The sequence below is a fragment of the Streptomyces sp. A01 genome (assembly GCF_059026195.1).
On sequence record NZ_JBWLKN010000002.1, the window covers coordinates 23,422 to 36,774 of the forward strand.

11 protein-coding genes are annotated in these 13,353 nt (G+C 68.9%); 2 read left to right on the forward strand and 9 right to left on the reverse strand.

Going from position 1 to position 13,353, the window contains the following annotated elements:
* Window positions 1–61: 61 nt before the first annotated feature.
* From AC5P1B_RS02615 to AC5P1B_RS02645, 7 genes are all read right to left on the reverse strand, one after another.
* Complete coding sequence (locus AC5P1B_RS02615) at window positions 62–1,828, reverse strand: hypothetical protein (RefSeq protein WP_493884515.1); 1,767 nt, start codon at window positions 1,826–1,828, stop codon at window positions 62–64.
* Between the two features lie 270 nt (window positions 1,829–2,098).
* Window positions 2,099–2,527 (reverse strand): PIN domain nuclease, encoded by a 429-nt coding sequence (locus AC5P1B_RS02620; RefSeq protein ID WP_493884516.1) that lies wholly within the window; start codon window positions 2,525–2,527, stop codon window positions 2,099–2,101.
* The gene (locus tag AC5P1B_RS02625) at window positions 2,500–2,745 is read right to left on the reverse strand and encodes a type II toxin-antitoxin system VapB family antitoxin (protein ID WP_493884517.1); all 246 of its coding nucleotides are present in this window, start codon (window positions 2,743–2,745) and stop codon (window positions 2,500–2,502) included. The genes AC5P1B_RS02620 and AC5P1B_RS02625 overlap by 28 nt, the downstream gene beginning before the upstream one ends.
* A 253-nt stretch (window positions 2,746–2,998) precedes the next feature.
* Entirely contained in the window at window positions 2,999–4,924 is a 1,926-nt protein-coding gene (locus AC5P1B_RS02630) for a TIGR03960 family B12-binding radical SAM protein (protein WP_493884518.1), read from the reverse strand.
* Between the two features lie 125 nt (window positions 4,925–5,049).
* Window positions 5,050–6,825 carry a CYTH and CHAD domain-containing protein gene (locus AC5P1B_RS02635; protein WP_493884519.1) on the reverse strand — a complete coding sequence of 592 codons (1,776 nt, stop codon included), beginning with the start codon at window positions 6,823–6,825 and terminating at the stop codon, window positions 5,050–5,052.
* Window positions 6,826–7,134: 309 nt separating this feature from the next.
* Window positions 7,135–7,521, reverse strand: a complete 387-nt coding sequence (locus AC5P1B_RS02640; protein ID WP_493884520.1) for a hypothetical protein — start codon at window positions 7,519–7,521, stop codon at window positions 7,135–7,137.
* A gap of 556 nt (window positions 7,522–8,077) precedes the next feature.
* Window positions 8,078–8,497, reverse strand: coding sequence for an ATP-binding protein (locus tag AC5P1B_RS02645; protein WP_493884521.1), 420 nt, complete (start codon window positions 8,495–8,497; stop codon window positions 8,078–8,080).
* A gap of 302 nt (window positions 8,498–8,799) precedes the next feature.
* Between AC5P1B_RS02645 and AC5P1B_RS02650 the strand changes: the two genes are divergently transcribed.
* Window positions 8,800–9,621 (forward strand): helix-turn-helix domain-containing protein, encoded by an 822-nt coding sequence (locus tag AC5P1B_RS02650; protein ID WP_493884522.1) that lies wholly within the window; start codon window positions 8,800–8,802, stop codon window positions 9,619–9,621.
* Between the two features lie 11 nt (window positions 9,622–9,632).
* The gene (locus tag AC5P1B_RS02655) at window positions 9,633–9,833 is read left to right on the forward strand and encodes a DUF397 domain-containing protein (RefSeq protein WP_493884523.1); all 201 of its coding nucleotides are present in this window, start codon (window positions 9,633–9,635) and stop codon (window positions 9,831–9,833) included.
* 49 nt (window positions 9,834–9,882) lie between these two features.
* Here the strand turns inward: AC5P1B_RS02655 and rodA are convergent, their stop codons facing one another.
* On the reverse strand, window positions 9,883–11,016 hold the full coding sequence (gene rodA, locus AC5P1B_RS02660) for a rod shape-determining protein RodA (protein ID WP_493884833.1): 1,134 nt from the start codon (window positions 11,014–11,016) through the stop codon (window positions 9,883–9,885).
* A 62-nt stretch (window positions 11,017–11,078) separates the two neighbouring features.
* Window positions 11,079–13,346, reverse strand: a complete 2,268-nt coding sequence (gene mrdA, locus AC5P1B_RS02665) for a penicillin-binding protein 2 (protein ID WP_493884524.1) — start codon at window positions 13,344–13,346, stop codon at window positions 11,079–11,081.
* Window positions 13,347–13,353: the final 7 nt, after the last annotated feature.

Consider the following 13,353-nt stretch of genomic DNA (forward strand, 5'->3'; position numbering starts at 1 on the left):
CCGGCTTGGCGCCTGACCGGCGCCGTCCGGTCCGGCACGCCCCCGCGTCAGCGGGAACGGATCAGCGCCCAGACCTCTTGTCCAGGGTACGCGTTTCGCGCGCGTCCGGTTCTCGCCGGGGCTTGCTCAGCGAGACCAGCCCCGGATCACGGGGCGTGACCAGCGCGGGATCACGGGGTCGGACCAGCCCGGGCAGAGCGGCCGGGACCGGCTCGGACGCGCCGCGCTCCACGGGCTCGGGACTCCTGGGCGAGCCCGGCTGAGGCTGCCCGAGCGGCTCCCGCGCTACGGCCTTCCCGGACGCGGGCCCGCGAGGTCCTGCCCCCTGCGGCGCGGGCTCCCGGGGCGCGCCGAACAGCGCCCGCCGGATGTCGGCGCGCGCCTGCCGCGCACTTTCGCGGGCGGCGGCCAGCGCCTGCCGGCCGGCCCGGCCCGCATCCCGTACGGCCTGTGCCACCGGGCGCCAGACGTTGTCCCGTACGGCATGACCGGCCGGACGCAGCACCTCGCGCCACGCCCATACGAACGGGTCGACGAACACCCAGCGCAGCAGCCGCGCCAGGAAGCGGCCGACGGCGCGCGAGACGTATCCGGCGACCCGCCAGGCGTGTCCGAGGGCCGAGCCGACCTCGCGTACGACGACGGTGACGGCGCTGACGAGCAGCGTTCCTACGGGCCGCAGCACGAACCGCCACAGGGCGACAGCCGGTACGACGAGGACGTAGCGGACGGTGCCGGTCACGACGGCCCACAGGCCCCGGCCGGCGGCCGCGCACCCGGTTCCGATGCCCCGCGCCAGCCAGCCGATCGCGTGCCCGGCCGGGGTCAGCACGTAGCGGTGGACAGCCGAGCACGGGACGACGATGAGTGTGCGGCCCAGCCACCCGAGACCGGCCACGGTGCCACGGCCGATCGCCGTCACCCCGGCGCCGAGCCCGCGCACCAGCCAGCTCACGCCATGCCACACCGGGGTCAGCAGTGATCCGTAGACCCATCCGGCGGGCACCACGAACAGCCGCCGCAGCACCCACTGGCAGCCGGACCCGGTAGTGCGGGCGCCCGCGACGATCACGGCGCACACGCCACGCACCAGCCAGCTGACGCCATGCCCGACCGGGGTCAGCACGCTCCGGTACGTCCAGCTCAGCGGCAGCACCACCAGATGGCGGGCCAACCAGGTCACGGCCGTGGCGGCGGCCCGTCCGACCGGCGTCAGCACATGGCGCCACAGCGCCACCCACGGCCAGACGAACACCGCGCGCGCCACCCACACCACAACCCCGAGCACCCCGCGCCCTGCCACACCCACGCCGGTGGCCACGGCGCGCGCGAGCCACCCGATCCCCCGCCCCAGCGGGGTCAGCACGCTCCGGTAGACCCAGCTCAGCGGCGCCACGACCAGGGTGCGGCCGAGCCAGCCGAGCCCGCTGCCGAGGGCTCGCAGCGGGGTGACGATCAGGATCTCCACGCACCAGTCCAGCGCGCGGCCCACCGGGCGCAGCACGGCCCGGTCCAGCATCTTGGCGCAGCCGACGACCACGTCCCACACCATCCGCACCGGCACGACGAGCACCAGCACGACGATGCGCACCGGCAGCCGGACGGCGCGCGTCAGGCAGCCCTCCCCCGGCGCGTAACCGGCCTGCGCGGGGGCGCCCGGGCCGACCTCCGCCGACCCCCGTTCTACCGCTTCGGCCGCTGTCACCGCTTCGGCCGGTCGCCGTTCTCCGGCCGAGGCCCCTGGTCGCGCCGACTCGTCCGGGCTGGTCATCCCGTGTGCGTCGGACATCCCCCTCGGCCGATCGGCACGTGTCGTGTCGTCGTCCATGCCCGCACCGTAGCCGACGCCCGGCGCCGCACCGGAGGGCGGCCAGCCCGGGCGCGCAGCGACGCCCGCTGGCAGCCCGATCAGCAAGCAGTCGGCAGCGCACCGACGCCAACTGACCCTGGTCGAAAGCTGGTTGACGCCACAAGAAGCACAGACCACAAGCGCAGACCAGAAGCGCAGGCCAGACGCGCAGGCCGGATACCGAGCGGAAACGGAGCGGGCAGCGCGGGCAGAGTTCGCGGTCGGAGTACGGAAGGCCGATGAGGGACGTCAGTCCAGGGTGCCGGGCTCGGTGAGCCAGCGGGTCTTCAGCTCGGTGTGCCGCGCGATGGTCTCGAACCGCCGGTCGTAGTGCAGGACGGTCAGCCGATGCCACATGGCCGTGACCGAGACCAGCAACTCCACGGCACCGGCGGCCCGGTGACACCCGGCCGCCGCCAGTCTCGCCTGCAATCCGCGCGCCTCCGACCAGGCGTCATCCGGCACGGCCCGCCAGATGTAGAGGGCGGCCACCCGGTCACGCATCGCCTCGTACTCCTGGGGCGTCCGGGCGGAGTACAGCAGCTCCGTCTCGGTCGCCTCGCACATGCCGACGCGACCCTCCCGCAGCGTCTCGCGCCATGCGCCGAGCGCGGAAGGCTTCTGCATGCGTGCGGCGGCCGAGGTGTCGATCAGGAAGCCGTCCGCTCCGCCCCCCACGTGCGGCCGACCTCCTCCTTGAATCCCGGCTCAAGCGCCTTGTCGAAGGCGCCTTCCTCGGCCAGCCGCACCAGGTCGTCCAGGGCCCGCTCCCGCCGGCAACGCGCTCCTATTTCCTCCAGAGCGGCGTTGACCGTGTCCTTCTTGGTCTTGGTGCCCAGCACCTGGGCCGCGAAGGCCAGCGCCTTCTCATTGATGTCGATCATGGTCTTGGCCACATCCACCACCCCCGAATCAAGCGCCCCGGACAGACATGAAGCCCGTATCAGGATACTCCGCGCGAAACCCGGCAGAAACATTTCTGCAGGTCAGAAGCCGACAGGGCCCCCATTTCCCTCGGGAAATGGGGGCCCTGCATGACGGACCTTCAGCTTCAGCGGCGAGGCCGCGCCAGCAACAGCCCACCCGTGCCCGCGCACACGCCCGCGCGCACTCTGCGGCCGCGCCCGCTCCAGCGCCCGCGCCCGCGGATCACTTCACCACGGTGAGCGGCAGCAGCTTCTTCCCCGTCGGCCCGATCTGGATGCTCGTGTCCATCTGAGGACAGACGCCGCAGTCGAAGCACGGCGTCCAGCGGCAGTCCTCGACCTCGGTCTCGTCGAGAGCGTCCTGCCAGTCCTCCCAGAGCCAGTCCTTGTCGAGACCGGAGTCCAGGTGGTCCCAGGGCAGGACCTCCTCGTACGTACGCTCACGCGTCGTGTACCAGTCGACGTCCACGCCGAACTCCGGCAGCGTCTTCTCAGCGCAGCGCATCCACCGCTCGTAGCTGAAGTGCTCGCGCCAGCCGTCGAAGCGGCCGCCGTCCTCGTAGACGGCGCGAATGACCGCGCCGACCCGCCGGTCACCGCGCGAGAGCAGGCCCTCGACGATGCCGGGCTTGCCGTCGTGGTAGCGGAAGCCGATGGAGCGGCCGTACTTCTTGTCGGCGCGGATCTTGTCGCGCAGCTTCTCCAGCCGCGCGTCGGTGTCCTCGACGGACAGCTGGGGCGCCCACTGGAACGGGGTGTGCGGCTTGGGCACGAACCCGCCGATCGAAACGGTGCAGCGGATGTCGTTCTGCCCCGACACCTTGCGTCCCTCGGCGATGACCTTGACCGCCATGTCGCCGATCTGGAGGACGTCCTCATCGGTCTCGGTCGGCAGACCGCACATGAAGTACAGCTTCACCTGCCGCCAGCCGTTCCCGTACGCCGTGGAGACGGTCCGGATCAGGTCCTCTTCGGAGACCATCTTGTTGATGACCTTGCGAATGCGCTCGCTGCCGCCCTCAGGCGCGAAGGTCAGACCGGACCGGCGGCCGTTGCGGGTCAGCTCGTTCGCGAGGTCGATGTTGAAGGCGTCCACGCGGGTCGACGGCAGCGAAAGGCCGATCTTGTCGTCCTGGTACCGGTCGGCGAGCCCCTTGGCGATGTCACCGATCTCGCTGTGGTCAGCGGACGAGAGCGAGAGCAGGCCGACCTCTTCGAAGCCGGTCGCCTTCAGGCCCTTCTCCACCATGTCGCCGATGCCGGTGATGCTCCGCTCCCGGACCGGGCGCGTGATCATGCCCGCCTGGCAGAACCGGCAGCCACGCGTACAGCCGCGGAAGATCTCCACGGACATCCGCTCATGCACGGTCTCGGCGAGCGGCACGAGCGGCTGCTTCGGGTACGGCCACTCGTCGAGGTCCATCACCGTGTGCTTGGACACCCGCCACGGCACGCCCGACCTGTTCGGCACGACGCGGGCGATCCGGCCGTCAGGCAGGTACTCGACGTCGTAGAAGCCCGGAACGTAGACCGAGCCGGTCTTCGCCAGCCGCAGCAACACCTCGTCCCGGCCGCCGGGCCGGCCCTCCGCCTTCCAGGCGCGGATGATCTCGGTGATCTCCAGCACGGCCTGCTCGCCGTCGCCGATGACGACGCAGTCGACGAACTCGGCGACCGGCTCCGGGTTGAACGCCGCGTGGCCGCCCGCGAGCACGATCGGGTCGTCGAGACCGCGGTCCCTGGCCGCCAGCGGAATGCCGGCGAGGTCGAGGGCGGTGAGCATGTTGGTGTAGCCGAGCTCGGTGGAGAAGGAGAGCCCGAAGACGTCGAAGGCGCCGACCGGCCGGTGCGAGTCCACCGTGAACTGCGGGACCTTGTGCTCGCGCATCAGCTCCTCAAGGTCCGGCCACACGCTGTACGTGCGCTCGGCGAGGACGCCGTCACGCTCGTTGAGCACCTCGTAGAGGATCATGACGCCCTGGTTGGGCAGCCCGACCTCGTACGCGTCCGGATACATCAGCGCCCAGCGGACATCGCAACTCTCCCAGGGCTTGACCGTGGAGTTGAGCTCTCCGCCGACGTACTGGATCGGCTTCTGCACATGCGGGAGAAGGGCTTCGAGCTGTGGGAAGACCGATTCGGCAGGCATTTCGGCGATCTTTCGTGGACTGAAGGGGGCAACCCCGGGCCAGAGGCCGAGGGAGGGTGACCATCAAGCCTAACGCGGCGGGAGCCACAGCCGAGCCACGTCGGCCGGGGCCCGGCCCCGCCCCCTCACCCCCGCACAGCGGTCGGCACCTCCCGCATCTCCCACACCGAGGCCCGCTTCCACACCTCCGGCAGCTCCCGGTACAGCTCCGCCGCCCGGGCCTCCTCATGCGCGTAGACCATCCCGAACGCGAAGGTGCTCTCACCGGCCGCGTTCGCCTCCACCGCGATGTCCCGCAGCGTCCTCCTGACCATCACGCTGTCCTGGTACTCACCGAGGAGCCGCTGCACGTCGGCGACCCGGGAGACGAACGTCTCGGCGGGCTTCCCGATCCCGGGCCGGGCCACCTCGGCCGCGTAGCGGAGCCGCTTGGCCGCCTTGCGCGCTTCGTGCAGGGCCAGATCGCGGTCGGTCCCGGCGGGCAGCGCGCGAGCCGCGTCGATCCGGGTGGCGAGCCGGTCGAAGTCCCGGGTTACGGCCTTACGGAGCTCACCGGCCGCGGGCCGGTCGGCGGCGGGTCGCAGCAACGGTGCCCCACCGGCGCCGACCGAAGGGTCGGCGAGCAGCGCGTCGAGGGAACGCAGCAGCTCCAGATAGCGCTGCCCGTCGAGCACGAAGATCAGCCGGGCCCGCGAACCGACGCGCTGGGCGTGCGACCAGGTGCGCACTCTCGCCCGTACGGGGCCGAGGCGCAGCGTCTCCGGAACGCCGTCGAGCCCGGCGTTGAGGCGGGCGGCCAGCACCTCCCGGTCCCGGTCGATCCCCAGCTCGGCGGCCAGCCACTTCAGCTCGGCGCCGACCGGGTCGGTGACGGCCCGGTCGAGCAACGCGCTGTACGAGCGGAAGACGCTGCGGAGCCGACGGGTGGCGACCCGCATCCGATGGACGGCGTCGGGCACGTCGAGGCGAACGGCGGGGTCGAGCGCGACGATCGCGGCGACCTGCTGCCGCGCGTAGTCGAGCGTCACGTCCCCGGCGGTCAGCACTCCCCGCTCGACGCCTCCGATGGCGGCGGCACCCACCTTCTGCTGATTCTTACGGGAAGGGCGCGCCTGTTTCTTACGGGAAGGGTGCGGCTGTTTCTTACGGGAGGGGTGCGGCTTGCGGGACGAGTGCGGCTTCTTGCTGGACGGGCGCGGCTCAGGCGAGGGCGCCGGAGCGGGGCCGTCCGGCGCTGCGGACGTCTCGGCCAGCGCGCGGGCGAGCTTGGAACGGGCGGTGGCGGGCCGCAGACCCATGCCGGTCAACCGGTGTTCGATGCGGTCGAGCAGCGCGCGCTGTTGCCCGTCGGACAGCTCGACCTCCACCTCGGCCCACCGGAAGGGCTTCCCCACGCCTGCGGTGAGCCGCCGCGCGGTGACCTGGTCGATGGCGATCTCGGCGAGAGCGTTTCCGTTGGCGTCCACCAGACGTCGTGTGTCGCGCAGGGTCGTGAGCCGGATGAGCGGTGCGACGGGGGCGTCTCTGGTGCGGGAACGGATGAGGTCGGCAAGCGTCCGCGGCACGGCGTCCGCGAGCGGGGCCCGGATCTCGTCCCTGACCAGGTCCCTGACCACGTCCCCGGCGGCGTTCTTACGGGGCGTCCCCTCGGGCCGCACCGGGAGCTTCAGGTGCCAGCCCTCGTCGCTGCCACCGGTGCGCCGCCGCAACGTGACACCGTCCGCGGCGAGCCGCTGGTCAGCCGTGTCGTAGTAGGTGGCGTCGAGCTCGGCCGTGCCCTCGTCGGCCAGGGCCGCGATGCCGGAGAGCTCGGTCAGCGCGGACAGCCCCGCCAGGTCCGGCGGCTTGTCACTGTCGATGGCCTCATACTTGCGTTCGATCTCCCGCACGGTGTGCGCCATAACGTGAATTTACGCGCTGCCACACCCATCAGGCGAGACGCGCACACCGCCCAACGCACCGGCCCGGCCCTGTGACGGGCCGGGCCGGGCCGGTGCCGAGCAGCCGTTCAGCGGTTGATCGACTGGCCAGGGGGACGCCCTTTGCCGCTGGGTGGCTCTTCTTATAGCTGACCATCGAGCCAATCTCATCGCTGGGTTCGCCACCGGGTGACGGCAGGTCCGACGGACCCCAGTCGGCTTCAGCGGGTATCGCGCCCAGCAAGAGAGCCGCCCCGGTGCATACGGCCGTCACTGCTATCGATCGAAGACTCAGAGACGGCATTCCGCCGCCCCCTGCTTTGACGATTCCACAGAGACTTTCCAGGTGCCGCCATCAGTTTTCTTCATGAACGCCTCATGAGAAACAAAGCTCTTGGCACTCGGGGTGGTCTTGTAAATCTTGGATGTCTTGGCACCCTTGTCGTACGCATACCGCTGGTCCTCGCAATACCGGACGACAGCGGTGTGCGTTCCCTTGACCTTCTTGAGCTTCACTTCGCGGTCGTAGTAATGGACCGAACCAGTGATCGTCTTCCCTTGCTTCCTCATCACGTTGATGCCATCCGCAAACCTCATCAGCGCCGAATCGCTGAGGTGGTCGCCAAGTTGCGGTAGCCCAGGGTTCTGCTTGGCGAAGCCAAGGAGGATCGCTTGCAAGGCATAGCCGTGATCGCGCAGGACTTGGTCCTTGACCTTGTCACCCGTCTTGTCGGGGTCGATCTTGACCTTGATGTCCCTCGGAAGGTCGAACTCCGGAGCACCCGGCTCCGGCGACTCGCTGACTTCGGGGACGAAGAGGGCCTCTCGCTCTTTTCCGCGCCCTTGATCTTGCCCGAGCCGCTGTCGTCGTCACCTCCCCCGCAGGCGCCGAGCAACAGCGTCGCGGCGAGAGCGGCTGAAATCGCGCCGCAGGCGGTGCGTTTGTTCATGGTGCAACAGCTCCAGTTCGCTTGTCCGACTCCGCGCGGCAGGCGGCCGGCCATCGTTCGAAGTGGAGTGGAATTGCTCAACGCCTCCGCGCGCCACGGGGCATGAGCGTACAGAAACAGGCCCCCGCAGAGCGGGATTCCCCAGAACCTCTGAAAACAGAACAGCACCTTCACGTACACGTGCCTCACGGGCGCCCTATGCGGACCTGGGCCCGCATAGGACATGTGCCCAACCGCCGCTTTGAGGCACGCGCACGGGACTATCAGGCGACGCCGCCCCCCGATTACTCAATCGCGCAGGTGAACCACACCCCTTTCCCTTTCCGGCCACCAACGCCCAGCGGTGCGCCGCGGCTTGTGCCCCACGCGTCGGCGAGCGCGTCAACAAGGCGCAACCCCCGGCCGTGCTCATCATCGAAGCCGGGCGGGCGAACGACGGGCTCGCCAATCGCCCCGTCGTAGACGGTGACCCGCACCTGTGCGGACTCGATCGCGAGCCACAGGAGCGATCCGACGCCTCCGGCGTGGACGTATGCATTGGTGGCGAGTTCGGACGTACACATCCGAACGGTGTCGACAGTGCGGTGAAGATTGAGCGACCGCAGCACCAGCGCCACGAACTCGCGGGCGATGCGCGGAGATGTGTCGAGGGGTGGACAGTAGAGGGTGTACGCGTGTGGGAAGCGGGGGTCGCTGTTGCCCATGCGTGGCTTCTCTCGTGAGTGGCGACTCTGCCCTGCGGTGGCCTTGCCCCTCCGGCCGTGAAGGGTGCGCTTCCGACTTGCGGACAGCACGAGGGAGTTGGACGCGAGCCGAAGCGCCACTACCTCGCGTATGAGGTTCGCCACAGACCGTAGCGGCAATGGATGCACCGGCGCAACAATTTCCCACGCTTTCCACAGGCTCCCCGTGGTGTCCCTGAGTCATGGCAAGGTGGGCGAATCAACCGGCAGCGGAGCGGCGAAAGGACCTCATGCCACCTCGGAGTAATCCCACAGCGCGCCAAGTGCGCCTGGGAGTTGAGCTGCGCAAGATGCGTGAGGCGGCGGGCATGCCTGCCCGCGAAGCGGGTGCGCTGCTGGGCGGCGGACAGCCACAGATCAGCAACATCGAGACGGGTCGCTACGGCATCAGCGAGGAACGGCTCCGCCGCCTCGCGGCGTTCTACTCGTGCGGTGACACCCCGTTGATCGACGCGCTCGCCGCCATGACGTACGAACAGCGTGGTGAGGGGTGGTGGGAGGAGTACCGGGGGATTCTTCCGGCACCACTGCTGGACTTGGCAGAACTGGAGCATCACGCCACCTGCCTCCAGACCATCCAGGTGACCCACATCCCCGGGCTGCTACAGACGGAGGATTACGCCCGCACCGTGTTCAGTAACTCCATGACCCCGCTGCCGCGAGCGGAGTCGGAGGCCCGGGTCGCGCATCGCATGACGCGCCGCGAGATTCTCCTACGGGACGGCGCACCCAGGTATGAGGCCATCGTCCACGAGGCAGCTTTGAGGATGAGGTTCGGCGGTCGAGAGGTCACCCGCGCACAGTTGGGCTACCTGCTGGAACTGTCCGCACAGCCGAGCATCACGGTCCGCGTCATCCCGTTCGCCTCGGAGGCGTACATCGGCGCCAGTCGCACCATGCTCTACGCGCACGGCCCCATTCCGCAGCTCGACACCGTACAGATCGAAACCGATCATGGCGTGAGCTTCCTGGACACGGAAACACATTTGAAGAACTATTGTTCCCTCTTCGCCAAGCTCGGAGCCTCCGCGCTCACCACCGCTGAGTCACGAAGTTTCGTCCACTCCGTCATGCAAGAGCTATGAAGGGTTCACAGATGGCCGCGACGCCCCCTTGGCGGAAGTCGTCCTTCTCCGAGGTGCAAGGCGACTGCGTCGAGTTGACCACCCGCAACGGCACCATCCACCTCCGCGAAAGCGACCACCCCGCCACGGTCCTGACCACCACTGCCCCCAGCCTTCACGGCCTCATACGCACCATCAAGGCAGGTCGCCTAGACAACGTGGCGCCCTGGTAGCCCATCCACAACGGACAGCTCCCAGGGCGCCAAACCGACCGGCAGGTCACTACGCCGAAATAGGCCGCTGCACCCGGATCGACTGGAGCAGCCCGACCGCTATCCACGTGGCGAACATCGACGTGCCGCCGTAGGAGACGAAGGGCAGGGGGAGGCCGGTGACGGGCATGATGCCCAGGGTCATGCCGATGTTCTCGAAGGCCTGGAAGGAGAACCAGGCGATGATTCCGGCGGCGACGACCGTGCCGTAGAGCTCGGTGGTGTCGCGGGCGATGCGGCAGGCGCGCCACAGCAGGATGCCGAGGAGCAGGATGATCAGGCCGCCGCCGAGGAAGCCGAGTTCCTCGCCCGCGACGGTGAACACGAAGTCCGTCTGCTGTTCCGGGACGAACTGGCCCGTGGTCTGGCTGCCGTTGAACAGGCCCGAGCCGGTGAGGCGGCCGGAGCCGATGGCGATGCGGGCCTGGTTGGTGTTGTAGCCGACTCCGGCCGGGTCGAGGGCCGGGTTGGCGAAGGCGGCGAAGCGGTCGATCTGGTACTGGTCCAGGATGTTCAGCTGCCAGATCAGGATGACGCCGGTGACGCCGGCGCCGATCAGGCCGAGAATCCAGCGGTTGGACGCGCCGGAGGACAGGAGGACGGCGAGGACGATGACGGCCATCACCATCACCGAGCCGAGGTCCGGCATCATCAGGACGACCGCGATGGGGATGGCGGCCAGGCCGAGGGCCTGGACGACGGTGCGGTGGTCCGGATGGAGCCGGTCGCCCGCGTCCACCTTCGCGGCCAGCAGCATCGCCATGCCGAGGATGATGGTGATCTTCGTGAACTCGGAGGGCTGGAGGGAAAAGCCGCCGCCGAGCTGAATCCAGGAGTGCGCGCCGTTGACCGTGGAGCCGAGCGGGGTGAGCACCGCGAGGACGAGGATCACCGACAGGCCGTACAGCACGGGCACCGCGCCGCGCAGGGTGCGGTGGCCCAGCCAGATCGTGGCGATCATGAAGCCGAAGCCGATGCCGGTGTTGAGCAGGTGGCGGAAGAGGAAGGAGTACGGGTCGCCACCGTTGAGGTCGGTGCGGTTGCGGGTGGCGGAGTAGACCAGTATCGAGCCGATGCCGGAGAGCGCGAGCGCCGAGAACAGCAGCGGCCAGTCGAGGCGGCGCACCATGGAGTCGCGCGCCATGAGCTTGCCCCAGGTCCCGGGCTCCGGGGTGAAGCGGCGGATGGGGTAGTTGTTCCAGGAGGTCACTGGCCCCGCCTTCCGCCTGCCACGGGTGGCAGCGCCACGACGGGTTTGTGTTCGGATGAGCTGGGTGTGCCCGACAGGGTGGAGACCGGGGTGCCCAGCGGTGACTCGCCCACGCGCGGGAGGGCCACCACGGGGGCTTCCTCGATGGGGGCTTCCTTCTCCGGCGGCTTGATGGACGGGGCCTCGATCGAGCCGTCCTTCTCGATCTTCGGCAGCGTCTTCTGCGGCTTGGGCAGCAGCGCCTTCTTCTTGTCGATCTTGCCGTCCTTGTCGACGCCGTACAGAGCGCTGTAGATGTTGCGTACAGCGGGACCCGAGGCACCGGAGCCCGTACCGCCCTGCGAGATCGTCATGACGATCGTGTAGTCCTCGGTGTACGAGGCGAACCATGAGGTCGTCTGCTTGCCGTAGACCTCGGCGGTGCCGGTCTTGGCGTGCATGGGGATCTTCTTCTGCGGCCAGCCGCCGAAGCGCCAGGCGGCGGAGCCGCCGGTGACGACCCCGGCGAGCGCGTTGTCGATCTGGTCCCGGGTCTCGCCGTGCATCGGGAGCTTGCCGTGCGACTTCGGCTTGATCTCCTTGATGTGCTTGCCGTCGGGGCTGACGATCGCCTTGCCGACGGAGGGGTCGTACAGGGTGCCGCCGTTGCTGATCGCGCTGTAGATGGTCGCCATCTGGAGCGGCGTGACGAGGGTGTCGCCCTGGCCGATGGAGTAGTTGACGGAGTCACCGGCGCGCATCTTCATGCCCTCGGCGCAGTTCTCCTTGGCGATCTGCGTGGCGTAGTCGTCCTTGCCCGACTTCGCCTGCTTGCACCAGACGTCCTTGTTGGACTTGTAGTAGTCCTTCTTCCACTGCCGGTCGGGCACGCGCCCCGCGACCTCGTTGGGGAGGTCGATGCCGGTCTCCTTGCCGAGACCGAACTGGTGGGCCGTCTTGTAGAAGTAGTCGCCCGGCTTCTTCTTCGGGTTGTTCCCGCCGTCCTTCTGCCACTGCTTGTACGCGAGGTCGTAGAAGACGGTGTCGCAGGAGACCTCCAGGGCGCGGCCGAGGTTGATCGGCCCGTATCCCTTGGACTCGAAGTTCTTGAAGACCTGGCCGCCGATGTTGAAGGAGCTGCTGCAGTTGTACAGGTCGTTGAAGTCGTAGCCCGCGTTCACGGCGGCGGTCGCCGAGATGACCTTGAAGATCGAGCCGGGGGCGGCCTGCCCCTGGATGGCCCGGTTCAGCAGCGGGTAGTTGGACTTCTTGCCGGTCAGCTTCGTGTAGTCCTTGCCCGAGATGCCGCCGACCCAGGCGTTCGGGTCGTACGTCGGGTTGGACGCCATCGAGACGACCCGGCCGGTCTTGGACTCCATGACCACGACAGCGCCCGCGTCGGCCTTGTAGTTCTGGTTGGTGTTGCGGTCGTGCTCCTTGCGGGCGGCCTTCATGGCCTTGTCCAGTTCCTTCTCCGCTATGGCCTGCACGCGGGCGTCGACGCTGGTGACGACGTTGGAACCGGCCTGTGCCCGGTCACTGTTGGCCTTGCCGATGACGCGCCCGAGGTTGTCGACCTCGTAGCGGGTGACTCCGGCCTTGCCGCGCAGCTCGCTGTCGTACGTGCGCTCAAGGCCCGAGCGGCCGATCTGGTCGGCCCGCAGCAGCGGCGATTTGCTGTCCTCGGCCTTCTTGATCTCGTCGTCGGTGACGGGCGAGAGGTAGCCGAGCACCTGCGCCGTGTTGGCCTCACCGGGTGCGGCGTAGCGGCGTACGGCGGTGGGCTCCGCGCTGATGCCGGGGAAGTCCTCGGCCCGCTCGCGGATCTGGAGGGCCTGCTGGGTGGTGGCCTCGTCGGTGATCGGGATGGGCTGGTACGGGGAGCCGTTCCAGCACGGCTTGGGGGTCTTGGAGTCGCACAGCCGGACCTTGCCCTCGACCTCCTCCGGCTTCATGTCGAGGACCTCGGCCAGCTGGCCGAGGACGGCCTTGCCGTCGTCGGGCATCTTCATCAGCTCGGTCCGGCTCGCCGACACCACGAGGCGGGTCTGGTTGTCGGCGAGCGCCACGCCGCGCGCGTCGAGGATCGAGCCGCGCACGGCGGGGTCGACGACCTGCTGCACGTGGTTGTTGGCGGCCTCAGCGGTGTACTCGTCGCCGTTGCGGATCTGCAGGTACCACAGCCGTCCGCCGAGCGTGAGCAGCAGCGAGAACACCAGGATCTGAATGGCCACCAGCCGGATGGTGACCCGTGTGGACCGCCCGGTCTCCGGGATGTTGCTCACCGTGTCC

What these genes read in the sequence shown, in the direction of transcription:
- AC5P1B_RS02655 (WP_493884523.1), top strand. Translation starts at nt 9,633, where the DNA reads ATGGCCGCGACGCCCCCTTGGCGGAAGTCGTCCTTCTCCGAGGTGCAA.
- AC5P1B_RS02645 (WP_493884521.1), bottom strand. Translation starts at nt 8,497, where the DNA reads ATGGGCAACAGCGACCCCCGCTTCCCACACGCGTACACCCTCTACTGT.
- AC5P1B_RS02630 (WP_493884518.1), bottom strand. Translation starts at nt 4,924, where the DNA reads ATGCCTGCCGAATCGGTCTTCCCACAGCTCGAAGCCCTTCTCCCGCAT.
- AC5P1B_RS02615 (WP_493884515.1), bottom strand. Translation starts at nt 1,828, where the DNA reads ATGGACGACGACACGACACGTGCCGATCGGCCGAGGGGGATGTCCGAC.
- AC5P1B_RS02635 (WP_493884519.1), bottom strand. Translation starts at nt 6,825, where the DNA reads ATGGCGCACACCGTGCGGGAGATCGAACGCAAGTATGAGGCCATCGAC.
- rodA (WP_493884833.1), bottom strand. Translation starts at nt 11,016, where the DNA reads ATGGCGCGCGACTCCATGGTGCGCCGCCTCGACTGGCCGCTGCTGTTC.